Origin of the sequence: Bacillus sp. DC4300-2b2 (genome assembly GCF_049895685.1) — a bacterium.
GTDB lineage: Bacteria > Bacillota > Bacilli > Bacillales > Bacillaceae > Bacillus > Bacillus safensis.
This window is the reverse complement of sequence record NZ_JAFCSW010000005.1, coordinates 133,302-154,726: the sequence shown is the minus strand read 5'-3', so window position 1 is coordinate 154,726 and position 21,425 is coordinate 133,302. Positions and strand designations below refer to the sequence as shown.

General features: G+C 42.2%; 21 protein-coding genes. 12 read left to right on the top strand and 9 right to left on the bottom strand.

The window, feature by feature from the left end; all coding sequences use genetic code 11:
- Positions 1 to 29: 29 nt before the first annotated feature.
- On the bottom strand, positions 30 to 401 hold the full coding sequence (locus ACP69X_RS16325; RefSeq protein ID WP_039177014.1) for a hypothetical protein: 372 nt from the start codon (positions 399 to 401) through the stop codon (positions 30 to 32).
- Between the two features lie 184 nt (positions 402 to 585).
- Here ACP69X_RS16325 and ACP69X_RS16320 point away from each other — a divergent pair, with 184 nt between their 5' ends.
- The 3 genes from ACP69X_RS16320 to ACP69X_RS16310 all read left to right on the top strand — a co-directional run bounded on the left by ACP69X_RS16320 (position 586) and on the right by ACP69X_RS16310 (position 2,837).
- Entirely contained in the window at positions 586 to 1,023 is a 438-nt protein-coding gene (locus ACP69X_RS16320) for an Rrf2 family transcriptional regulator (RefSeq protein ID WP_107164025.1), read from the top strand.
- Between the two features lie 63 nt (positions 1,024 to 1,086).
- Positions 1,087 to 1,980 (top strand): NAD(P)/FAD-dependent oxidoreductase, encoded by an 894-nt coding sequence (locus ACP69X_RS16315; protein WP_426052871.1) that lies wholly within the window; start codon positions 1,087 to 1,089, stop codon positions 1,978 to 1,980.
- Positions 1,981 to 2,174: 194 nt separating this feature from the next.
- A complete protein-coding gene (locus ACP69X_RS16310) occupies positions 2,175 to 2,837 on the top strand; it encodes a DUF3885 domain-containing protein (protein WP_426052870.1) in 663 nt (220 codons plus the stop codon).
- 33 nt (positions 2,838 to 2,870) lie between these two features.
- On the opposite strand, the gene ACP69X_RS16305 is transcribed toward ACP69X_RS16310, so the two are convergent.
- Entirely contained in the window at positions 2,871 to 4,199 is a 1,329-nt protein-coding gene (locus tag ACP69X_RS16305; protein ID WP_041087139.1) for a 6-phospho-beta-glucosidase, read from the bottom strand.
- Between the two features lie 197 nt (positions 4,200 to 4,396).
- Here ACP69X_RS16305 and ACP69X_RS16300 point away from each other — a divergent pair, with 197 nt between their 5' ends.
- Complete coding sequence (locus ACP69X_RS16300; RefSeq protein ID WP_039177027.1) at positions 4,397 to 5,128, top strand: MurR/RpiR family transcriptional regulator; 732 nt, start codon at positions 4,397 to 4,399, stop codon at positions 5,126 to 5,128.
- 17 nt (positions 5,129 to 5,145) lie between these two features.
- Here ACP69X_RS16300 and ACP69X_RS16295 read toward each other — a convergent pair whose 3' ends face one another.
- The gene (locus ACP69X_RS16295; protein WP_338527720.1) at positions 5,146 to 6,345 is read right to left on the bottom strand and encodes an MFS transporter; all 1,200 of its coding nucleotides are present in this window, start codon (positions 6,343 to 6,345) and stop codon (positions 5,146 to 5,148) included.
- A 145-nt stretch (positions 6,346 to 6,490) separates the two neighbouring features.
- On the opposite strand from ACP69X_RS16295, the gene ACP69X_RS16290 reads away from it, so the two are divergent.
- The gene (locus ACP69X_RS16290; protein WP_039177033.1) at positions 6,491 to 6,970 is read left to right on the top strand and encodes an aminoacyl-tRNA deacylase; all 480 of its coding nucleotides are present in this window, start codon (positions 6,491 to 6,493) and stop codon (positions 6,968 to 6,970) included.
- Between the two features lie 32 nt (positions 6,971 to 7,002).
- Here the strand turns inward: ACP69X_RS16290 and ACP69X_RS16285 are convergent, their stop codons facing one another.
- Positions 7,003 to 7,911 (bottom strand): LysR family transcriptional regulator, encoded by a 909-nt coding sequence (locus ACP69X_RS16285; protein ID WP_426052869.1) that lies wholly within the window; start codon positions 7,909 to 7,911, stop codon positions 7,003 to 7,005.
- A 103-nt stretch (positions 7,912 to 8,014) separates the two neighbouring features.
- Here ACP69X_RS16285 and ACP69X_RS16280 point away from each other — a divergent pair, with 103 nt between their 5' ends.
- The gene (locus ACP69X_RS16280) at positions 8,015 to 9,217 is read left to right on the top strand and encodes an MFS transporter (protein WP_426052868.1); all 1,203 of its coding nucleotides are present in this window, start codon (positions 8,015 to 8,017) and stop codon (positions 9,215 to 9,217) included.
- Between the two features lie 64 nt (positions 9,218 to 9,281).
- On the opposite strand, the gene ACP69X_RS16275 is transcribed toward ACP69X_RS16280, so the two are convergent.
- Positions 9,282 to 10,361, bottom strand: coding sequence for a DUF3900 domain-containing protein (locus ACP69X_RS16275; protein WP_039177040.1), 1,080 nt, complete (start codon positions 10,359 to 10,361; stop codon positions 9,282 to 9,284).
- A 200-nt stretch (positions 10,362 to 10,561) separates the two neighbouring features.
- Positions 10,562 to 10,711 carry a DUF1540 domain-containing protein gene (locus tag ACP69X_RS16270; protein ID WP_072367870.1) on the bottom strand — a complete coding sequence of 50 codons (150 nt, stop codon included), beginning with the start codon at positions 10,709 to 10,711 and terminating at the stop codon, positions 10,562 to 10,564.
- 354 nt (positions 10,712 to 11,065) lie between these two features.
- Between ACP69X_RS16270 and rfbF the strand changes: the two genes are divergently transcribed.
- The 5 genes from rfbF to ACP69X_RS16245 are packed head-to-tail and all read left to right on the top strand — an operon-like array spanning position 11,066 to position 15,847.
- The gene (rfbF, locus tag ACP69X_RS16265; RefSeq protein ID WP_039177042.1) at positions 11,066 to 11,830 is read left to right on the top strand and encodes a glucose-1-phosphate cytidylyltransferase; all 765 of its coding nucleotides are present in this window, start codon (positions 11,066 to 11,068) and stop codon (positions 11,828 to 11,830) included.
- A 4-nt stretch (positions 11,831 to 11,834) separates the two neighbouring features.
- A complete protein-coding gene (locus ACP69X_RS16260; protein WP_039177044.1) occupies positions 11,835 to 12,806 on the top strand; it encodes a GDP-mannose 4,6-dehydratase in 972 nt (323 codons plus the stop codon).
- 12 nt (positions 12,807 to 12,818) lie between these two features.
- Positions 12,819 to 13,730, top strand: coding sequence for a putative nucleotide-diphospho-sugar transferase (locus ACP69X_RS16255; protein WP_426052867.1), 912 nt, complete (start codon positions 12,819 to 12,821; stop codon positions 13,728 to 13,730).
- On the top strand, positions 13,727 to 14,917 hold the full coding sequence (locus ACP69X_RS16250; protein ID WP_426052866.1) for a glycosyltransferase family 2 protein: 1,191 nt from the start codon (positions 13,727 to 13,729) through the stop codon (positions 14,915 to 14,917). Before ACP69X_RS16255 ends, ACP69X_RS16250 begins: the two co-directional genes overlap by 4 nt.
- Entirely contained in the window at positions 14,918 to 15,847 is a 930-nt protein-coding gene (locus tag ACP69X_RS16245; RefSeq protein ID WP_041087155.1) for a putative nucleotide-diphospho-sugar transferase, read from the top strand.
- 31 nt (positions 15,848 to 15,878) lie between these two features.
- Here the strand turns inward: ACP69X_RS16245 and ACP69X_RS16240 are convergent, their stop codons facing one another.
- Together ACP69X_RS16240 and ACP69X_RS16235 are read right to left on the bottom strand one after the other, a co-directional pair.
- Positions 15,879 to 17,117 (bottom strand): MFS transporter, encoded by a 1,239-nt coding sequence (locus ACP69X_RS16240; RefSeq protein ID WP_041087157.1) that lies wholly within the window; start codon positions 17,115 to 17,117, stop codon positions 15,879 to 15,881.
- A 147-nt stretch (positions 17,118 to 17,264) separates the two neighbouring features.
- A complete protein-coding gene (locus ACP69X_RS16235) occupies positions 17,265 to 19,304 on the bottom strand; it encodes a penicillin-binding transpeptidase domain-containing protein (RefSeq protein WP_426052865.1) in 2,040 nt (679 codons plus the stop codon).
- A 260-nt stretch (positions 19,305 to 19,564) separates the two neighbouring features.
- On the opposite strand from ACP69X_RS16235, the gene ACP69X_RS16230 reads away from it, so the two are divergent.
- Positions 19,565 to 20,980, top strand: a complete 1,416-nt coding sequence (locus tag ACP69X_RS16230) for an SLC13 family permease (protein ID WP_041087161.1) — start codon at positions 19,565 to 19,567, stop codon at positions 20,978 to 20,980.
- A gap of 5 nt (positions 20,981 to 20,985) precedes the next feature.
- On the opposite strand, the gene ACP69X_RS16225 is transcribed toward ACP69X_RS16230, so the two are convergent.
- Positions 20,986 to 21,342: a hypothetical protein gene (locus tag ACP69X_RS16225; protein ID WP_041087163.1), complete on the bottom strand. Its 357-nt coding sequence runs from the start codon at positions 21,340 to 21,342 to the stop codon at positions 20,986 to 20,988.
- Between the last annotated feature and the right edge of the window lie 83 nt (positions 21,343 to 21,425).

The window sequence follows — 21,425 nt, the reverse complement described above, 5'->3', positions numbered from 1 at the left end:
CCCCCTTATCAAAAGGGGGTCACCATTCCTTACTCCGCACTCTCCTCAACCTCACGGCTATCCTCAGTTTCACCAATATAAATAGGGCCGTTTGCGTGGTCGATTCGGATTGGCCATTCGTATGGAATTTGAAGACGTCTAGCGATGGCTCTCCAGAATTTTGTGGAATCCAATTCGAATTCTTGGAAGTCTTTTAATAAGTCTTTGTAAGACGAGCCGTCAAATTGAATGTACATATCTTGAAGGCGCATGAACGCGACATGTCTCACTTCTAGTGCTGCTGCGGCTTCCATTTCTTCTTCTGTTGCTTCTCCGATGATTGTACCTGCGGGCGGTAGCATGTCGTATACGTTAAATTCCTCTTCTTCTTCGTGTGCTGCATTGTGCTGTTGATCTGACATTTTTCTTCACTCCTTCTCGTTTTCAAGCAAAACTTTATTCCGTGCTTACTTCTATTATCGGAAGGAAATGTGAAATGTGGAATGAAAAGAGGAGCAGATCCACAGCACTTGCTTTTTTCTCTTGAATCATCTATGATCAATTACAGATATAAAAGATCTATAATAGATAGAAAGGAGTTTCCTCATGAAATATTCTAAAGCGACCAACTATGCGCTGCATACGATGGTGTTTTTAACTCTTGCGCCAAAGGGTAAAGCGATTGGCGTTGAGCCACTTGCTAAGATGCAAGACCTTTCACCAACCTATTTATCCAAAATTTTAACAAAGCTTGTGAAGGCGGGATTGATTGAATCAACACCTGGTGCAAAGGGAGGATACACCCTTATCAAACGAAAGGAAGACATTTCGTTTTTAGATGTCATTCAGGCTGTAGAAGGACAAACGAATTTATTTCGCTGCTCTTTAGAGCATGACTCCTTCATGCCTCATGATGGCTGTTTGATTGAGCAAGTCATGCAGGATGTGGAAACAAAAATGCAGGAGACGTTAAGTCAAAAACGGTTAATTGATATTGCGAACCAAATTGAGCAGACAGAAAAAAATCCATTTTTCAAGATGTGATTTTTTTGAACTAATTATAGATATTAAGAGTCTTTAAAATCTTGAATAAAAGGAGAGATTGATATGTTATTAGATTGTGCGATTATCGGAGGCGGGCCAGCCGGATTAAGTGCAGCACTTGTTGTGGGCCGGGGCAGAAAGCAGGTCATTGTATTTGATGACGAGCTGCCAAGAAATCGAGTGACTCAGGAATCACATGGATTTATTACAAACGATGGAATGACACCGTTTGAGATCAGACAAGCCGGAGAGGCAGATCTTCAAAAATACCCTAATATCCAAATCAAACGAAGTAGAATTAATGATATACAAAAGCGAGAGGAATTCTTTACGTTACTGACACACGAAGGGGATACATTCGAAGCGAAAAAAATCATCTTGGCAACTGGACTTCAGGATATATTACCAGAGATCGAAGGAATTCATGATGTGTACGGAAAAACGTTGTTTAGCTGCCCTTTCTGTGATGGATGGGAATTAAAGGATAAAGCGCTTGCCCTTATTGCGGAGAATCAGCGAGCCTTGCATATGGCTAAGCTTCTATCCAATTGGACAAAGGATTTGATCGTGTTTACGAATGGGCACGTGTTGGCTGAAGAGGACAAGTCACTTCTGACGGAGCATTCTATTCAAGTCATTGATGTGCCTATTGTATCGATTGATCATGACAATGGTGAGCTGCGATCTCTCCAGCTTGCAAATGGGGAGACAGTAAAAAGGGAAGGCGGTTTTGTCGCAAGTGAATTCAAGCAGTCAGCCCCATTTGCTGAAAAGCTTGGCTGTCAAATGACGAAGAATGCAGGGATTGAAACAGATATTCTTGGACGTACAACCGTCAGTGGTGTCTTTGCATGTGGTGATAATTTAGGCGGTCCTGCTCAGTTAGTTCTCGCAGCAGCAGCTGGAAGTCAGGCAGGAATGGGCGTCATTCATGAACTTGTGCAAGAGAAATTTTAAGAAAAAACATCTCTATGGAAGAGATGTTCAACGATGAGCGGTTTTCCGTTTTGTTAAGGTGTGAGCTGTCCATTCAAAAAGTGTGTAAATCAAAAAGAAGCGCACTGGCATCGCCTCATACATTGGTGATATGAATGATGGCGCACCTCTATTTATTTCTAATTGTTTCAACGGTAAAATAAGAAATAAAGCCAATGAAAGGAAAGCAAATGAGTGATCAAACAAATCGATTTCTAAAAAATCATTTTCCTCATCTTTCCCTCACGCCGCCTCTTTTTTATGGGTGGCCTTTTGGGCTGCGGTTTGAAGTGGCAGATTGGTCATTAGGAAAAGAATCGGTTGTATTAGAAAAAGCGGGAGATCGTGCTTTTGAGATTGTAAAATATGCTTTTGATCCAGAAGACGAAATGCTGCTTGTAACGGATGTGTATACAGAACATGAACATGAATTAACGAAGCGTAAGCTCCTGGTTTATCAAAAATATGTGCATCGGCAAGTAAGGAATCGATTGCGACACGAGCTTTTGACTTATGTACGTCCAGAAATAGAAGATTCACTGACATTAGAGAGATTTACACTCAAATGCCAGCTGCAAGACATTCGATTGCGTCCGCTTCTCCATGCGATGTGCCAGGAGGACTTCTATGCACCGAATCAAATCTTGAAGGGAAAACTGGGTTATGAAATTTACCTAATGAATCTCTCAAAAAAAATGATTTTTCACTTATATGATGATCGAGGCTGTGATCTCATTGCGGCAGATGCTGAGCGTCTACGTCCAGTCTATGAAGGCTTGCAGCACTGGCTATTAGACTATGATCGTCCTAAGATGGACCGGCTGTTTGCAGCCAAATAAAAAAACCGCACTTTCGACAAGTGCGGCTTCTTTTTATGCTTCTACTTTATTGAAAAACTGTGGCAAATATTCTTTGTGTGCTTCTAGCATTTCATCTAAGATGCTTTTTGCAACAGCATCTGATGGGACAAGCGGGTTGATGGTCATTGCGACAAGGGCTGTGTTGTAATCGCCTGTCACAGCTGCTTCAGCGGCTACACGCTCAAAGGATTTAATTTGAGAAATGAGTCCTTTGACAGCGACTGGCATTTCACCAACAGCGATTGGTTTAGGACCGTCTTTTGTGATAACGCAGTTGAGTTCAACGGCAGAATCATTTGGAATGTCACTGATGGCGCCATTGTTAATTGTGTTCACAGGCTGAATGTCATGCTTGTCGTTATAAATGGATGCAATTAAGTTACAAGCTGCATCACTGTAGTAGGCACCGCCTCGTTTTTCAAGCTGTGGCGGCTTGATGTCTAGATCAGGGTCTTTGTAAAGCTCGAACAGATCATTTTCTAATGCGCGAACGACTTCTGCACGAGTTCCTTCGTTTGCTGCTGCTTTCTTTTCCTCAGCCAGCATATCACTTGTTTTGTAGTAGTAACGGTGATACGGACAAGGAATGACGCCAAGCCCTTTTAAGAAATCAGCATCCCACGGAATCGCTTGAATGTTGTTCATTGACATGCTGGAGTTTGGATCGGCCATGTCTTCGATGACTTGGTCCATGATGCTTTTGCCGTCTAAGAATACATTGAGTCCAAATACCATATGGTTTAATCCAGCAAAGCTGACTTCTACTCTGCTTGCGTCTACATCAAGTCCTTTGGCGATTCCCATGCGAATGCCGATTGGGACGTTGCATAAGCCAACGACTTTTCGATGGTTTGAATAACGAAGAACGGCTTCAGTGACCATACCAGCTGGATTTGTGAAATTCACCAGCCATGCATCCGGGCAAAGCTCTTCAATATCTTTGACAATATCAAGAATGACAGGAATGGTGCGAAGTCCTTTGAATAGACCTCCTGGACCATTTGTTTCTTGACCAATGACATCATATTTTAAAGGAATGCGTTCATCCTTCATACGTGCTTCAAGAAGTCCGACACGGAATTGTGTTGTGACAAAATCAGCATCTACAAGCGCTTTTCTGCGATCTAATGTTAAATGAACCTCGATTGGAAGTCCTGCTTTTTTGACCATGCGTTTTGCAAGATTTCCGACGATCTCAAGCTTTTCTTTTCCCGCTTCAATATCAACGAGCCAAAGCTCGCTAATCGGAAATTCATCGTACCGTTTAATAAATCCTTCTACAAGCTCTGGTGTATAGCTTGATCCTCCGCCAATTGTGACAACCTTTAATCCTTTTGCCATGCTCTGCACCTCCGAATAATGTAACGCGCAATGTTATAATAGAGAAAAGTCTTTTTTGTTTTGTTCATCTATAGCTTATCGTGAGAGCATCTCATGCGTAAATGACTTCAGCGTCTTTAGGCAAGGGTGCCCTATTTAGAGATTTGTTACATAAAAGAAACACATTGTGACATGTTGTTGGAGAAAGGGGAAGTCAGATGTTTTCAAGTGAGGTCATTTCCAGCTTTAATGAACTAGAAAGCGCTTTATATCGATATATCATGGAAAACAGTGAAAAGGTCGTGTACATGAGAATTCGAGATCTGGCAGATGCTGCGCATATTTCCACCTCTTCTGTCCTTCGCTTTTGCCGAAAAGTAAATTGTGAAGGCTTTTCAGAGTTTAAAGTGAAGCTCAAAATGTATTTAGAATCAGAGCAGACACCTTCTTTAAAAAGCACACAGCACTTTCTATATGAATTTATTGAAAGAACATTAAAGGGAGACTTTGAGGGGAAAATTAAGGAGGCAGCGAAGCTCATTGCTGAGGCAAAAAATGTGCTGTTTATCGGGACTGGCAGTTCTGGTATTTTGGCGCAGTATGGGGCAAGGTACTTTTCAAGTCTTGAGAAATTTTCATTTTACATCAATGATCCGTTTTTCCCGATGAATATGCAGTATTTAGACAATAGTGTCACCATTGTGCTGTCTGTATCAGGGGAAAACAGTATTACGATTGATCATATTTCAAAGTTAAAAAGGGAAGGCAGCACAATCATTAGTATTACGAATAACCAGCACTGCACGATTTCGCGCATTTCAGATTTAAATATTGCCTACTACGTCACAGATGAGCGGGTACACAGAGCCAATATCACCACACAGACGCCAGTTGTGTATATTTTAGAAGCAATGGCCCGTGACATGTTCGCGATGTTAAAAGAAAAGTAAAAGAGCGGCTGCATCAATCAGCTGCTCTCTTTTTTCTGCTTCATAAAAGAAAGGATGGCAATGCCGGAACAGACGAGCACAAACAGACCGCCTAGCAAATACACAGACCTCGCCCCATATGCATCCGCAATCAATCCAACAAAGAATATAGATAAACCGACAGATACAGAAGAAAGGACGTAATGAGCCGAGTACACCTTTGATAAATCTTGGACAGGTGTTTCCGTTTGAAGAATGGTTTGCTGCGAAACATCACGAATTTGATAAGCAGGCCCCATCAAAATACAAAGCAGCAAAGCAAGCCACGGCAGGCTGTTCAGTGAATAGACAATAGTCAGCACTGCATAAATGAATGACCCAGCTGCCATAAAGAGAAGAAGCTGCTTTTGAATAAATTGACTCATCCATGCAGCCAAGAGCCCGCCTAGAATGGTGCCGATATAATAAGCGGCATTGATAAAGCCCCACCATTCCTCACCTTGCTTTAAATCATGTGTGACAAAGGCAAGCGTAATCGCGCCGATCCACACAGCACCCGCAATATTTTCACAAACATCCATAAACGTCAGGGTACGTACCGTTTGATTTGTCCAAATGATCGTCCAGCCATCTTTAAAGCTGTTCATCTTATTTGCTTTTCGAACCGTCTCTTCTTGTTTTAGAAGAGGAAATACAGGGATGAAAAATAGATAAGACAACACAATCATGACACAAGTAACCCACATTAAAGAAAATGGCCCGATCCATAGGACGAGCATTCCAGTGAACGAATAGCCGGCAACTTGAACTGTTTGATGAAATATGGAAGCTGTACTGTTTGCTTTCACAAGCTGATTTGCTGGCACCAGCATTGGCATGATCGCCTGCAATAAAGGACTGATCAACCCGCTTGTGATGGAAATCAATATGAGTGCACTAAACAGCCAGACCATATGCTGCTGTAGGAATTGAAATTGAACTGTAAACACGATGAGCATCCCAAGACGTAAAAGCGGTACCCATTTCAACAGCCGACCAGCTTGAAAGTGATCGGTTAAAACAGGAGAGAAGAGCCCAGCCAATAGCTGGCATATCGTTCTGATCAGCGGAAAGCCAGCCGCATAGGCAACAGATTGTGTATCTTGATAAATGACAAACGTGATCGTCATCACAAATAAAATATCACTCAGCATGAGAAGGCTTTTACTGCTTGTATAATACCAAAATTTGTTTCCCATATTAAACCGGCTCCTTTTCAAAAACAAGTTTAGTATAGCATGGTGATGAAGGGTTCATAGGCTTTCCATTGAAAAATACATCTTAAGGATGAGAAGATTGTGATAAGCTAAATGAAGGACATTGTAAGGAAAGGGGTTCAATCACTTGAGAAAATTACCAGCACATGACTTTCTGGACAAACATGGCATCCCATATGAGATCAAAACATTTTCTGCCGAAACAGAAAAAGGAGCAGCAAATGTAGCGGCAGCACTTGGTTTTCGCGAGAGACAAATGATCAAAACATTGATCTTTGAAACAGGAGAAGGGGAGCAGCTGCTTGTGATGGTTGGCGCTGACCAGCATATTAAGTCAGGGAAACTAAAGAAAGCGGCCGGCTCCCGTAATATTAAAATGGCTTCACCGGAGAAGGTTCTTGAAGTGACGGGCTATCGAATTGGTTCGATTCCGCCGTTTTGCTGGCAGCCAGAAGGATTCCGAACGATCATTGAAGCTTCGTTGTTAGAGGAAGAGATATTAGGGGTTGGAGCAGGAGAATGGGGAAATGAAATCCTCATCACACCAGAACAATTAGTGAAGGCTTCAAAAGCTGTACCGTTTGACATCGTGCAGCCAGCCGAATAAAAAAAGTGCCTGTTTCAGAAGCAGGCACTTTTTTAATTGGCAGCAGGCGTAGTAAATGGACCGATACCTTTCATTTGCAGGAAGGCATCAACGGTTCTATTTTCTTCAAGATCATTCGCCCGCTTACACACAACAACTGGTCTGACGATCTCAATGCCTTCAATGTACACGCGCCCAATTTCTTTCCGCTTGAGACTGCCTTGAACCGCATCACGGGGAACAAGCGTGATACCATATCCAGCTTTGATCATTTGTATCGCTTCATGAACACCGCTGAACTGCAAGTCCACGGTCGGTTTTTTGATTCCTTTTGAGGTAAAAAGAGAGAAGAGCTTATCTCTTGTGGAACTGCCTTCTTCACGCATCAAAAAAGGCTCCTGGCTCAGGCGCTCTAGCGGGACGGTTGTTCCGTTCAATGGATGGTCTGCCGGCACAATAAAATCATAGCTTAAATTCGTTAAATGAGAGGTGAGAATCTCCTCATGGTGCAAATCCTCGATCACAGCGATGGCCACATCTGATTCATATTGAAGCAGGCTTTCTAAAACCTGAGCGGAGTTTCCACTTTTTAATTCAATTTCCGTTTCAGATGAAGATGTCTTAAAAGCAGCGAGCCAATCTGGCAATAAAAAGTTGAGTGGTACATAGGTAGAAGCGATGCGGAGCCGCCCCTTTTTTCCGTTTTGTAAAAGTGCAATCTGATATTCTACTTCCTTTTCAGCCTCGAACACTTGCCGGGCATAAGGGTATAGAATTTTCCCCATTTCCGTAAGTGTAATACCTCTGCCATTTCGTTTAAAAAGACGGAACCCGATCTCACTTTCAATGCTTCTAAGCTGAGCCGTCACAGCTGGCTGTGTCAAAGATAGCACGTCTGCTGTTTGTGTAACACTTTTTGTCTCTGCGACCTTTGCAAAAATTCGAAGGGCATGTAAATTCAACTTTGCACCACCTATCAATTATTTTGATGGTTCAATCAAAAACATTCATTAGATTTATTATAAGGCATCCCTTATTGTAAAGATAGCGAAGGGGGAAGGGAAAATGGATCATCGTCAAAAGCAAGTGGTGTCAATATCGCTTATCACAGCATTTGCACTGATTGGGGATTCAATGCTTTATATTGTTCTTCCGATCTATTGGAAAGAGATTGGTTTATCATCTATTTGGGAGGTTGGGCTGCTGCTGTCCATCAACCGATTCATCCGCATCCCGCTAACACCTGTCGTTTGGTGGCTCTATCGGTTTGTCCCAATGAAAACCGGTGTATTGATCGCTATATTGATTGCATCAGTAACCACGATGCTATATGGTGTGAGCGGTTTTTGGCTGCTGCTGATTTGCCGCTGCGCTTGGGGGCTGGCATGGACGTTATTGCGTATGAGTGGAATGAGGTTAATTGCTGAGATGGACGAAGGCTCACAGGGGCATTATACGGGGATTTATAATGGGCTTTACCGGCTTGGTAGTTTATTTGGCATGTTATTTGGCGGAATATTTGCCAGCCTGATCGGCTTCCAGTCCATGACGCTTGTTTTTGGTTTACTCACATTACTAGGGGTCATTTTTTATGTCTCTTTGGATGAGATTGAAAAGGGAGAAGAGGGGCAGGTGTATCAAGTCATCAAACAGAGGTGGCTTGCACGAGATGTTGTAAAAGTATTAATGACAGGTATGCTGATCGCACTTGTGATACAAGGGTTATTCGCATCAACACTCAGTCATGTCATTGAAGCAAGGATTGGTGATGGTGAATTTGCTCTGTTCGGCTTTGTCATCGGAGCTTCGGCTTTAAGTGGCATCATTCAAGCGCTCAGATGGGGGTGGGAACCATTTGTAGCACCGAAAACGGGCAGATGGTTTGATGGCCTTGTGATGAAGGAACGAACGCTTTGCTGGATGTTTCTTTCATTTGGAGGTCTCAGTCTTCTGGCGGTCATGCTGAAGGTAAGCGGCTGGTTTCTTGTGATGCTGCTTTTGATCCAGCTGCTGTCAACAGTCTTAACGACATTAACGGATACTCTTGCCTTTCAAAAAGCCTCTGCTGAAACCGATAAAAACCGCTTTCTCGCAAGCTATTCCTTTGTTCAAGATATGGGAGCGGCTTTAGGACCCTTGTTTGGATATACGATGATTCAGTTTTTTGGATCAAGCAGCGTCTTTTGGCTGATGCTTATCATAAGCTTATTGCTTGTCAGCATGTGGGCAAGAGGCAGGGAGCTGCATGTTTCTTCTGATCCAGCATAATAAATTCAGGTCTTATACAAAAAAACTGCCTCTTTCGCTGAATGCAAGAGGCAGTCATGGTTTCTTATTCTACATCTGAATCATAGGCTTTTTGCGTCAGCTGGCTGACCACCTCTTTTAACCCATTTGGTTTATGAAACTCAACAGGTGTGCTTCCTTTTTCGAAGACGATTTGATCTGCTTCAACGAGCACGACATATCGATTGTTGAGCTTTGCAATATGAATCGAGTGGCCAAAGTCTGCTAGAAGACCTTTGATTTCCGTCTCGCCTAGACGCATTTTCATTGTGATATCAGGAGTTTGTTCAACAATATGGGAGGCTGCTTGTGTGACCTGCTCTGTATCGAGTGTTTCTCTAATTTCTCGTTTTTCACTCGCTTCCCATATTTCAAGATCCTCTTCAAACTGCTTTAATTCTTCACTTTCATCCTGTAATGTTTCAAAAACCTGTTCCTGTACCATATTCATGACCTGTGATTTCATGATTTCAGGCATGGATTCACCGTATTCGACGAACTTCAAAAAGTCCTCAAAATAACGAGCGTGTGAGGATTGGTGAATTTTCACTTCCGCTTCCTCAGTCATGCCCTCTTCTGGCATAAACGGGTATTGAATTGATTTCATGTTTTTTGTCGTAATGGCCATTTCGACTTTTCTGATCAAGGTAGATGTATCAGCGATAGAAGCCACTTTCTGCTCGAAATCGCATTTCATAATAAAGACAAAGGAATCGTCGAAATACTTTTTAGGAACGGCAGAAGCCACTAAAAAAACGCCGCCTCTGACAGCACTTGTATCTAAATATGTGCGAACAAACTGTTCACTGCATTCATTAAACAATTCTTTTGTATCTGCAAATCTCGTTTGATGAAATAGGTTGTAGTTTGGGTTTGAGTCGAGCTCATGACCGGGTTCTACAATAAATCGGCCAATTTTGGTCGGTACTTGTTCAGATTTAGGGTGTCTGTCCACTTTTCGTTTGACGATTTTTTTCAGCTCGCCGTCTAAAAAGTCCTTCAGCTCACTCTGTTCAAATTCCTCTTGATCTAGTGTTTGATAATGTTTAAACCGTTTATTTGCTTGTTCATCTTTGCCTTCGATTTCCACGACAAAGAATGATAGAAAACGTATCGTAAAATCCATTGATTGGTCACCACTTTTTCTTCTTCGGATATGTTGAGTATAGAAAAAGGAGTGAAAATCGTCAACGAATGGAGAAATATCGTGTCATTATTTCCCGAGAAATGTTTATTGAAAAACCCTTGATAATAATTATCATTCTTGATAGAATGATAAAAGAAAAGAAGGAACCTGCCAGTTCCTTCATCTCAGAGAAAAATAGATTATTTTGTTTCAAATGTTTCGCAATCAGTTTCAGTATTGCGAGTCACTTCAGTCATCGTGTTTTTACCAATTTTAATGGTAGAAGCGGTACAGCTGTTTTCAGCCCAAAAACGGCAAGAGTTCACTTCACAAAGAACGTTTTGTGCCATGGGAATTCACCTCCGTGATTCATATTGAGAATGAAACAAGCTGCCACTTGAATTCATTCAATCTAGTAGTCTCTTTGTAGAAAGAGGCTGTTTGTGCTGGTTATGCACATGTTTATCATACCATCTACCCTGAAAATATACAATTTAAACTTTGTAAGAGCGAGAATATGAATCTCGCTCTTTTTTATTTGTAAAAATAGTTAAATGCTAGGTGGCACACTCTCTTATTTCGACATATGAATAGAGTAGATTCAAAACCTGATGTCGGACAAAGTATGAGGGTACATGTACTGATTTTCCGCATAAAGATAGGGTTTTTAATCAAAAATCTTCATAGAGAGATGAGGGGAGAAGATGAAAGCAGTCATTCTCTGCGGAGGAAAGGGAACGAGAATGAGTGAGGTCACACAAGCGCTTCCTAAACCACTTGCTATGATCGGAGATCGGCCTATTCTATGGCATATTATGAAAATCTATCAGTATTACGGTGTAGACGAATTTATCCTATTGCTTGGTTATAAAGGAGAGAAGATCAAAGAGTACTTTCTGAACTACGACTGGCAGCACCACAGCATGCAGCTCGATATGGCAACAGGAGAAATGAAGCTTTTAGGGAAATCGGAGAACTGGAAAATCACCTTTTTAGATACAGGTGAAGATACGATGACAGGCGGACGTTTAAAGCAGGCACAGGATTACATCGGTGATGAGACCTTTATGATGACGTATGGTGATGGACTGGCCAATATCAATATGTTTCATTTGCTGAAACGTCATCAGGATCTTGGTGCAGCTGCGACTGTCACAGGCATTGAAAAGAAGTCCCAGTACGGGACACTGAAGGTGTATAACGGGATGGCACAATCCTTCTCTGAGAAGACAGACAGTATCGGGATGATCAATGGAGGATTTTTTGTGTTGTCTCCAAAGGTATTTGATTATTTGACAGACGATGACCAATGCGTGTTTGAAGCGGAGCCTCTTCAAAACCTAGCGGATGATGGAGAGCTTGCCGTTTATGAGCATCACGGATTTTGGACAGCAATTGATACGTATAAAAACCTGAAGGAAATCAACGACATGTGGACAGATGGAAAACAACCATGGAAGGTTTGGTGACAGCATGAGCGGATTTTGGAATGGAAAGAACGTATTTGTAACTGGATGTACAGGGCTGTTAGGGAGCTATCTCGTCAAGGAATTGATTGATCAAGGGGCAAATGTGACTGGACTTGTGCGTGATCAGGTGCCTCGATCGAATTTATATCAAGGCAGTCAATTTGAAAAAATGAATGTGGTGCAAGGCGCATTAGAGGATATGCAGACAATTGAACGTGCGTTAGGAGAATATGAAATTGACACCGTCTTCCATTTGGCTGCCCAAGCCATTGTGGGAGTCGCAAATAGACATCCTGTTTCTACATTTGAAGCGAATATTTTAGGGACATGGAATGTACTGGAGGCGTGCAGAAGACAGCCGCTGATCAAACGAGTGATCGTGGCATCAAGTGACAAAGCATACGGTGATCAGGAGCAGCTTCCTTATGATGAAGACATGCCGCTTAACGGGAAGCATCCGTATGATGTATCAAAAAGCTGTGCAGATTTAATTTCTCATACGTACTACAACACATATGGTCTTCCGGTTTGTATTACACGCTGCGGTAATTTATACGGAGGCGGAGATTTGAATTTTAACAGAATCATTCCGCAAACCATTCAGCTTGTGTTAGAAGGAAAGGCGCCGGAAATTAGAAGTGACGGGACATTTATTCGTGATTACTTCTACATTGAAGATGCAGTGAAGGCATATTTGCTGCTAGCTGAGAAGATGGAGGAAAAAGGGCTGGCGGGAGAAGCCTTTAACTTTAGTAACGAAATTCAACTGACAGTGCTTGACCTTGTGGATAAGATTTTAAAGGCAATGGGAAGTGAGCTGAAGCCTCGTATTTTGAACCAAGGAACACATGAGATTAAGCATCAATATTTGTCGGCAGAGAAAGCGAGAAAGCTGCTTGATTGGAAGCCTGACTACTCCATTGATGAAGGTTTAGAGAAGACGATTGAATGGTATCGCGAATTCTTTCAAAAATAGAGGTGTAAAAAGATGAACAGCATATATTGTACGGTTCTTTCAAGTGGAAGACTTTATCAAGCCATTGCGTTTTTCTTATCGTTGAAGCAAGTAGAAGATGATGCTGTCATCAAGACGTTATGTATGGATGATGCTGCATTTGATTTGCTTCATCAAATGAATTTCCCGCATGTGGATCTTGTTCATGTACGGGAGCTCGAGACACCAGAACTGCTAGAGAAAAAAGAGGAACGGGATGCATCGGAATATTGCTGGACCTTAAAGCCGATTTGGATTGAGTGGTTATTTGAACAGGAGCAGACAGAGAGGGTCACTTATCTTGATGCGGATTTATTCTTTTATGAGAGCCCTCAGGTTATTTTTCAACATCAGCCGAATGCCTCTGTTTTAATCTCAAGAGGGGATATTGTCATTCCAAGCTTTGATGCTGAGGAAGTGAAGATGCTTCAGAAGCTTTTAGGACGCTATAACTCAGGATTTCTACATTTTAAAGGAGATGAAGCCGGACGAAAATGCCTCAGCTGGTGGAAAGAAGAATGCTTAAAAGAATGTAAAAATGCACCGGGAGAAGGCAAGTTTGGCGATCAAGGATATCTGGATCATATGCCGAGGCTGTTTGACAATGTAGAAGATATTGAGACAAAAGGCGTGAATATTGGTCATTGGAACTATGGGCAGCATTCTTATCGGGAGGAGAATGGACGTATTCTCCTGGAGGATGGGCATCCGCTCATTTGCTATCATTTCAGCGGCTTTCGGATTGTGAGCAAGGATGAGATGCAGCAAATTCATGAAAAAGGACGAAATGACCTGCCGTTTTTCCAAGAAGCCTATCGGGAAGTGCTTCGCCATGTGATTGAATCTGTGGAGCAGGTCGATCCGCTGTTTAACGGCTATGCCAAACGGGAGGAGGATGACGCATGAACGAAAAGCCAAAGGTAAGCGTCATTATTCCAAGCTATAATGCCAAAGAGCGTTTAGAAGGAAGCCTTTTTTCCTTAACACTTCAGAAAACAGATATTCCGTTTGAGGTCATTGTTGCCGATAATGGCTCAACAGATGGCACGATGGAAATGCTCGCGAACATTGAGGTGAACTTTCCGTTTAAAAAGGTGCGTATTCCTGTCAATCAAGGGATTGCAAAGGGGCGTAATCATGCCATTCGCGAGGCGGAGGGAGATCTGCTCATTTTCCATGACAGTGATATGCTAGCAGAACCGAGATTTATTGAAAAGCATGCAGAGGCCCATGCTGACAGAGAGGATCTCGTTATTTGCGGTGTGTGCTGGAAGCGGATTTATCGCTATTTTTACACAGCATTTGATAAAGATCATATGAAGCGATTGAAAAAGCAAGGGCTGTATAAGCGGAAAATGGAGGACAAAACGCCTCTTTTATCAATGGAAGAAGTCGAAAATGGTGTATTTTTAGAGAAAAGCTTCGATTTGCAGTCTGAGTTTATTGATATTCTCAAAGACATTTTGGAAACGTACCACTATGATTTAGGTTCTTATGAGCTGCCATGGCGATTTTTTATTACAAATAACTCCTCTGTCAAACGCAAGCATGTCATGGCACTAGGGATGTTTGATGAAAATATCGTTCGGTACGGATTTGAGGATTATGATTTAGGGATTCGATTGAATCAGCTTGGTCTCTCCTTTGAATTGCGAGAGGATATCATGAGTGTGCATCAAGAGCACCCCAGTAATTTAACGTCGTTTGATGACATCAAATACAACATTTTGTATATGTGTGAGAAGTACAACAATATTGATTCCATTGATGTCCACTTGGCTTTCTCTGGTCCGTTTTCTCACACTGTGACAAATGATATTGTGAAAGAAGTTCGGAAGCTGCGTGAGAATTCAGCATTTGATGACCTGTTATCTTATTTTTTAGAACTGATTCATTTGATCACAGAGCGGAATGTAGGCATCAAACGGGATAAAAAAGATATGCTGACAGCCAAGCATGTTCCTTTGAAAAAGCTGGCAGAAGCGGCGCAGCTTGCGCGGCAGGAGTATGGCTGCACGGTACTTGTAGAAGCCATTCAAGGGCTGACGAAAGAGCTGTTACGCGTTGATTTGTTCCAAGTGGATGTGTTGTAAATGGCGTCTTATCACTTTACAACCATTGTGTCGAATACTCATGTCTTTAAGCTTTTGGCGCTGATTCATTCGCTTGAACAAAACGCTCATGCATTCAAGCTGTCAGTTTTATGTGCAGACCCTTTGGCTTATAAGGTGTTAAGGGAGTTCCCTCATCCGCATGTTCAATATGAACAGCTTGAAGACATTGAAGATGACACGCTTCGAAAGGCAAAAGAAGATCGTACGTTTCATGAGTATTGCTGGACGTTAAAGCCTGCTTTTCTACTCAACATTCTTGAGTCCTCAGATGCGGATTATCTTGCCCATCTGGATACAGATTTGTATTTTTATCATGATCCAGAAGCGGTTTTTGCAGAGAATCCAAGCGCTCATTTATTTTTAACGGATCATATGAATTCCAAGCGGTTCTATCATTTTTACGAGTTGTCTGGCCGCTTTAATACTGGGTTTGTAGGCTGCCGTAACACAGATGTTGCCAAACAGGCAGTCACGCAATGGAAAGAAAACTGTCTTGCACATTGTACAGTAGAAATGGATACAGAAAAAAAGACGTACGGAGATCAGCGGTATGTGGAAAGATGGGTTGATGATTTTGAAGGGGTTCATATCGTTGCATCTAAAGGAGCCAATGCGGCGATTTGGAACATTGAAAACTACAAGCTTTCAGTTGTAAAAGGGGATATGTATCTCGACGAATGTCCACTTTTGTTCTATCATTTTTCTGCTTTTACGATCATTGACGAGAATACCTTTAACCTTAATTGGTATTACTATATGAAAGAACAGAAGCTTGTGGATCATTTGTATATTCCGTATGCCGACTTGGTTCATCAAAAGATTAAACAGGTGCAAAAGGTATTTCCAGAATTTAAGCAAGGGTTTATTGCAAAGAAGCATGTTCCTGACACGCATTTTTATGAGAGATGAAAAAACCGCTCATTATTGAGCGGTTTTCTTTTTATGATTCATTCCATTTGGAGATGGTTTGATCGCTAGGAAGTAAGAAGGCTAGGATGCCTAATATCGGTAGAAAGGCAACACCGACCATGGTAGGCGTTAAGCCGAAGGCATCAATGAATGAGCCAAGGGCAACCGATCCGATTGCACCCATACCAAACGCAAGCCCAACAGTTAAACCAGACATTGTGCCAATTTTCCCGGGAAATAGTTCTTGGGCATAAACCACCGTGACAGAGAAGCTTGATGTCAAAATGAGCCCAATTAGTCCGAGTAAAACATAGGCAAAAACGGGTCCGGCAAATGGCAGCAGCAGGGCAAGCGGGAAGGATGCCAATAAGGAAACTAAAATCACGTTTTTCTTGCCAAAGCGGTCTGCAAGCGGCCCGCCTAAAAAAGTTCCAATTGCACCTAGAATGAGAAATAAGAAAATATAAGTCTGTGATTCTTTAATCGTCAAACCGTATTGTTCAATCGCATAAAACGCATAGAAATTCGAAATGGCATTCCCATACCAAGAGCGGGCAAAGATGAGAAAGACGATAATGCCGAGTGCAATGAGTGCTGATTTACGATGAATATCAGATCTAGCAGCTCTTGCAGGTGTTTTTTTCGCTTGGGCCCGAATGGTTTGAAGTCTTCCGGCGTACCACTTTGAAATATAAAGAAGGAAACCGACTGCTATCATTCCAACAATCGTAAACCAAGCCACGCCTGTCTGACCGAGCGGTACGAGCATTAATGCAGCGATAAGCGGAGCAAAGGCTTGACCTGTATTCCCGCCTACTTGATAAATGGACTGTGCAAGTCCCCGTCTTGGACCAGCTGCCATGTTGGCAACACGGGAGCCCTCTGGATGGAAGATCGCAGAGCCAAGTCCGATAAAGACAACGCAAAGCAGAATGGTGGCAAAAGATGGAGCAAACGCGAGTCCGAATATCCCGACAGCACTTGAAAATAAAGCAATCGGAAGTGCATAAGGCATCGGCCGTTTATCTGTGTACCAACCAATAGCAGGCTGCATCACAGAGGAGACCATATTTAATGTAAAGGCAATCAGCCCTAATTGTGTAAAGGTCAGCCCCATTGAGCGTTCCAAAATAGGGAACATCGCAGGAATAACGGCTTGAAGTGTGTCGTTCAGCATATGACAAATACCAATAATCAATAGGATGGGATAAACCGTTGAGCCGGTAACAGAATGTTGAGGTTTATCCTTTGTACGAGCAGCAATGGCCAATGAGACTTCCTCCCTTCATGTATCTGTTTTCTGATTTTTGCATTCTTCTCATTTTATTCATAAGGTGAACTATAAAACAATAGCAAATTGTCATGATTTAGAAAAAAAGAGACACAAGCGCTTGATTGAGCTTGTGTCTCTAAAGAGTTATTTGTAAAAAGAAGCAATCACCGGCTTCATTTTTTGAACGACGAGTCCACTACCGCCGCGGTTTTTCACACCTTCGATCATGCCGACGAGGACGTAATCTTCTTTTTTAGGATTAAACGCAAGTAAAAATCCATTTTCAGTGCCGTCTGTTGCACCTTGTTTGCTCTTTAATTCTGCCGTTCCCGTTTTAGCGGCAATATCCGCTCCTTCGATTTGTAAGGAGTGGGCTGTTCCGTTTGGACTGGTCACGACCTTAGTCAACGCGTCTTTCACTGTGTTTGCCGAGCCTTCTTTGATGATTTGTTTTGGTGATGCTGTTTTTTCATCTTGAATCACTCGAGGGTAGACAAGCTTGCCTCCAGTGGCAAATGGAGAATAGGCATGTACTTGTTCAATCGGTGACATGAGTAATTCGCCTTGGCCATACGCCGAGTCAGCCAATAAGATATCCGATGTTATGCCATCGTTTGATACTTGTGCAGGCTTCATTGTAAATGGCATGTGTAAGTCTTCGCCAAACCCAAATGCTTTCACTTTTTTCTCGTAGGTGTCTTTGCCGATTTCGAGTGCTTCCTGTCCAAAATAAATATTGTCTGAGTACACAAGGGCATCGACCATATTTACTTTTTCTTTATCGTGAACCCGTGTGATGCGATAATTTCCCCAAGATTGATCCTTTTGCCATTTTAGTCCGTGAATGGTACGCACTTTGTCAGGCTTTGTGACACCTGTTTCCAGCCCAATGGCGGCTGTAATGGTTTTGAATGTGGACCCTGGCGCATACCGGCTCGCATATCGAGCTTGGAATGGAAGGTCTGGATTTTCACTGTATGCCTGATATTGCTTAGGTGTAATCCCGTTTGTCATGAGATTGACATCGTAGGAAGGGGTGCTGACAAGCGCTAATAGATCGCCTGATGATGGATTCATGATCGTGACTGCCCCTTTTTCACCTTTCAGCTGATCATAGGCTTTTTTCTGTAAAGAAGCATCAATCGTCAGCTTCACTGTTTTTCCATCTTTTCGAGCTGATTTTTGCAATGTTTCTTCAATGCCTGTTTCATCATGGACGATGAGAATGCTTCCGCCATCTTGTCCGCGTAAGCTTTTGTCAAATGTAAATTCAAGGCCGGTTTTGCCGATGATTTGATCCGCCTTTAATGCTGGATTTCTTTTGATATCATCCGCATTTGCTTTTCCGACATACCCGGTGAGATGAGCGGCGGCTTTGTTATATGGATAGTAGCGCATTTCCTTTGATTGATAGGTGACGCCATTTACGTCCTTTGGAATCGGCTTTTGTTTTAACATCGATTTGAGCGGGACAAACGTGTCGTCTGTGACCCATGCTTGTTTCAACTGATTGTTGATTAGTTCTTCCTCTATATCAAAAGCTTTGCTGATCTTTTTGATATTGCGTTCTTTTTCTTCTCCTGTTCCGAGTTTTCCTGGGATGACGCCAAGTGCGTTTCCACCAGTTGTTTCTGCCAGTGTACGCCCTTTTCGGTCAACAATGTTTCCGCGGACAGCAGGGTCAGCTTTGACCTTGATGGTATCTCCTTTTTCCATTTGCGGGAAGATGAGATTCGGCTTCCAGTCCACTTTCCACTGGTCGTCCTCTTCGGAAAGAACGCCCTTGTAAGACAGCTTATGCAGCTTGCCAAGAGACGTTTTCATCGTTACATCATAGGAAAATTGATATCCATTTCCTTTGTCCTGTTTTTCAACGTTGAGCTTTGAAATGTTCAGGTCATAAGCACCAATACCGTTGAAAATATTGTCGTATTTTTCGGCTAGTTGTTTTTTTGAAAAGTCATTGGCTTTCAAAGATGCACTTGTCACCTCATCTGCCAGCTTCGTAAAGTCTTTCTTCTTCATATGTTCCGTAAAGTTTTGAGCGACTTTTAAAGCCTCTTTTTCTTTTGAGAAAAGAGTATCTTTTAAGAAAAAGAACGCAGCAGCAACTACGATGATGCTAAGAAGAGGGATGATGACTTTTTTCTGTTTCCAAAATGATTTTTTTTGATCCGTATACAATGAAAACACCTCAATTTTTGATTAGATCCTCTATATTTTACAGTGATTGGTCGTGATTTGTATAGTTTCTCCTATGAAAATAGACCAAGGGATCATGTCATGGTTTGGGAAATGGCAGTAAAACAAGCTGGTCATAATGAAAGATATCTTCATTTTTTCTTATGATTTAAAGGATTTCTTAAGAGATCATCGAATGTGGAAAATTAGAAAAAATATGACAAGCGCTTTTAATAGGGGGAATTGTTATCGTTTATAAAAAAGTGAATTTGATTGGACTTGTTCTTGGACCGACATTCTTTTTGCTCGCTTTTTTTCTCATACCTGAAGATGAATTGACCTATGCTGCGAGGGTAGTCTTGGGCATTACGGCTTGGACCGCCACATGGTGGGTGACTGAAGCACTGCCCATTCCTGCTACATCTTTATTGCCCATCATCCTGCTACCGACACTTGGCGGGCTTTCTATGGAACAGGCATCAAGGTCTTATGGAGATCCGATCGTCTTTATGTACATGGGAGGATTTATGATCGCAATTGCCATTGAAAAATGGAACTTACATAGAAGAATGGCCTTACACATTTTAAGGGTGATTGGCACAAGAAGTGACCGCATTGTATTAGGTGTCATGATCGCGACTGCTTTTTTATCTATGTGGATTTCGAATGCAGCGACAGCCCTAATGATGCTGCCAGTAGCACTTGCAGTGATTAAAGAGGTCAAGACAAATGAAATCTTATCTGGTCCATCTCTGGATCGATTCAGTAAAAGCATCTTATTGTCGGTTGCGTATTCAGCGTCAATAGGAGGATTGGCGACACTTGTCGGGTCTGTGCCAAATGCGGTGTTTGCTGCGATGTCAAAAAAACTGCTAGATCGGGAAATTATGTTTTTTGAATGGTTTATGTTTGGTTTTCCTGTTGCGCTGATTCTGCTGATTCTCTTATTTTTGTATTTGACGAGGGTACAGTTCAAGGTAGAACACACAGGTGAAATGAGTGCATCGTTCATTCAAAAGGGATTAGAGGATTTAGGAAAAATGAAACAAGAGGAAAAATGGGTATTTGTTGTTTTTCTCATGACGGCGTTCTTATGGATTTTTAAGCTCTTTTTATTTGGAGGGATGACCGTATCTGATACGTCTATCGCCATTTTCGGTGCCATGCTGTTATTTCTCATCCCAGCAACAAATGGAGAGAGAATATTAGAATGGCAGGATATGAAAGAACTGCCGTGGGGACTTTTGCTTTTGTTTGGAGGAGGGCTTTCGCTCGCTACGGGCTTTGCAGAAACCAATCTAACAGGATGGATCGGAGAAAATTTACAGCATTTGAACGGGCTTTCGTATATCATGCTGTTGATTATTTTAACGGGAGCGATTCTGTTTATGACTGAAATTATGTCAAATACAGCTGTTGCCAATATGATTATTCCGATAACGGTAGGGCTTGGGCTTGCGATTGGAATCGAGCCGTATGGTTTAATGGCTGCGGCTGCTTTGGCTTCCTCTTGTGCGTTTATGCTGCCGATTTCCACACCGCCAAACGCCGCTGTATTTAGTGCGGATGTGCTGAAAATATCTGATATGGTCAGGGCGGGTTTTTGGTTAAATATCATCAGTATTGTGGTGATTGTTCTTGCGGTCTATTTATGGCTGCCGATTGTGCTGAAAAGCTGAGCGCCTTAAGAAGATGAAGGCTTTGACCGAATTGAGACAACCGGTGTTTTTGTTTTTTGGGGCTTCGGTGGTTGTGTGGATTTTTGGATGCATGTGTCTTTTGGCGTGTAATAGGTTGCCCCAATATTGAGCCTGCCTTGGAGCTGGTCAATAGAAAGCTCCCCAAATTCTAAATGGTAATCAATTTTGTCCACGTGCAGGGATTCGATATGGATGTGTGTATCCTCTGAGACAGGAGCAGCTGGTGCAGACATTTTTTGCTCAAGAGCGGCGAGTCTTTTTTCTAGTTCAACAACAGATGGGGATGGACTGGATTCAGTTTTTTTAAAGAGTGATTGAATGAGATGTTTCAAGTAGACCACAACCTTTTCTTCCGCCTTGCTCTAGTCTATGGAAAAGCTGACCGGTATATACTTATAGAGATGACAAGAAAGGGGAGAAGCAT

What these genes read in the sequence shown, in the direction of transcription:
- ACP69X_RS16300 (WP_039177027.1), top strand. Translation starts at nt 4,397, where the DNA reads ATGTTTTCAAGTGAGGTCATTTCCAGCTTTAATGAACTAGAAAGCGCT.
- ACP69X_RS16295 (WP_338527720.1), bottom strand. Translation starts at nt 6,345, where the DNA reads ATGGGAAACAAATTTTGGTATTATACAAGCAGTAAAAGCCTTCTCATG.
- rfbF (WP_039177042.1), top strand. Translation starts at nt 11,066, where the DNA reads ATGAAAGCAGTCATTCTCTGCGGAGGAAAGGGAACGAGAATGAGTGAG.
- ACP69X_RS16270 (WP_072367870.1), bottom strand. Translation starts at nt 10,711, where the DNA reads ATGGCACAAAACGTTCTTTGTGAAGTGAACTCTTGCCGTTTTTGGGCT.
- ACP69X_RS16250 (WP_426052866.1), top strand. Translation starts at nt 13,727, where the DNA reads ATGAACGAAAAGCCAAAGGTAAGCGTCATTATTCCAAGCTATAATGCC.
- ACP69X_RS16310 (WP_426052870.1), top strand. Translation starts at nt 2,175, where the DNA reads ATGAAAGGAAAGCAAATGAGTGATCAAACAAATCGATTTCTAAAAAAT.
- ACP69X_RS16255 (WP_426052867.1), top strand. Translation starts at nt 12,819, where the DNA reads ATGAACAGCATATATTGTACGGTTCTTTCAAGTGGAAGACTTTATCAA.
- ACP69X_RS16260 (WP_039177044.1), top strand. Translation starts at nt 11,835, where the DNA reads ATGAGCGGATTTTGGAATGGAAAGAACGTATTTGTAACTGGATGTACA.
- ACP69X_RS16245 (WP_041087155.1), top strand. Translation starts at nt 14,918, where the DNA reads ATGGCGTCTTATCACTTTACAACCATTGTGTCGAATACTCATGTCTTT.
- ACP69X_RS16325 (WP_039177014.1), bottom strand. Translation starts at nt 401, where the DNA reads ATGTCAGATCAACAGCACAATGCAGCACACGAAGAAGAAGAGGAATTT.
- ACP69X_RS16280 (WP_426052868.1), top strand. Translation starts at nt 8,015, where the DNA reads ATGGATCATCGTCAAAAGCAAGTGGTGTCAATATCGCTTATCACAGCA.
- ACP69X_RS16275 (WP_039177040.1), bottom strand. Translation starts at nt 10,361, where the DNA reads ATGGATTTTACGATACGTTTTCTATCATTCTTTGTCGTGGAAATCGAA.
- ACP69X_RS16315 (WP_426052871.1), top strand. Translation starts at nt 1,087, where the DNA reads ATGTTATTAGATTGTGCGATTATCGGAGGCGGGCCAGCCGGATTAAGT.
- ACP69X_RS16320 (WP_107164025.1), top strand. Translation starts at nt 586, where the DNA reads ATGAAATATTCTAAAGCGACCAACTATGCGCTGCATACGATGGTGTTT.
- ACP69X_RS16305 (WP_041087139.1), bottom strand. Translation starts at nt 4,199, where the DNA reads ATGGCAAAAGGATTAAAGGTTGTCACAATTGGCGGAGGATCAAGCTAT.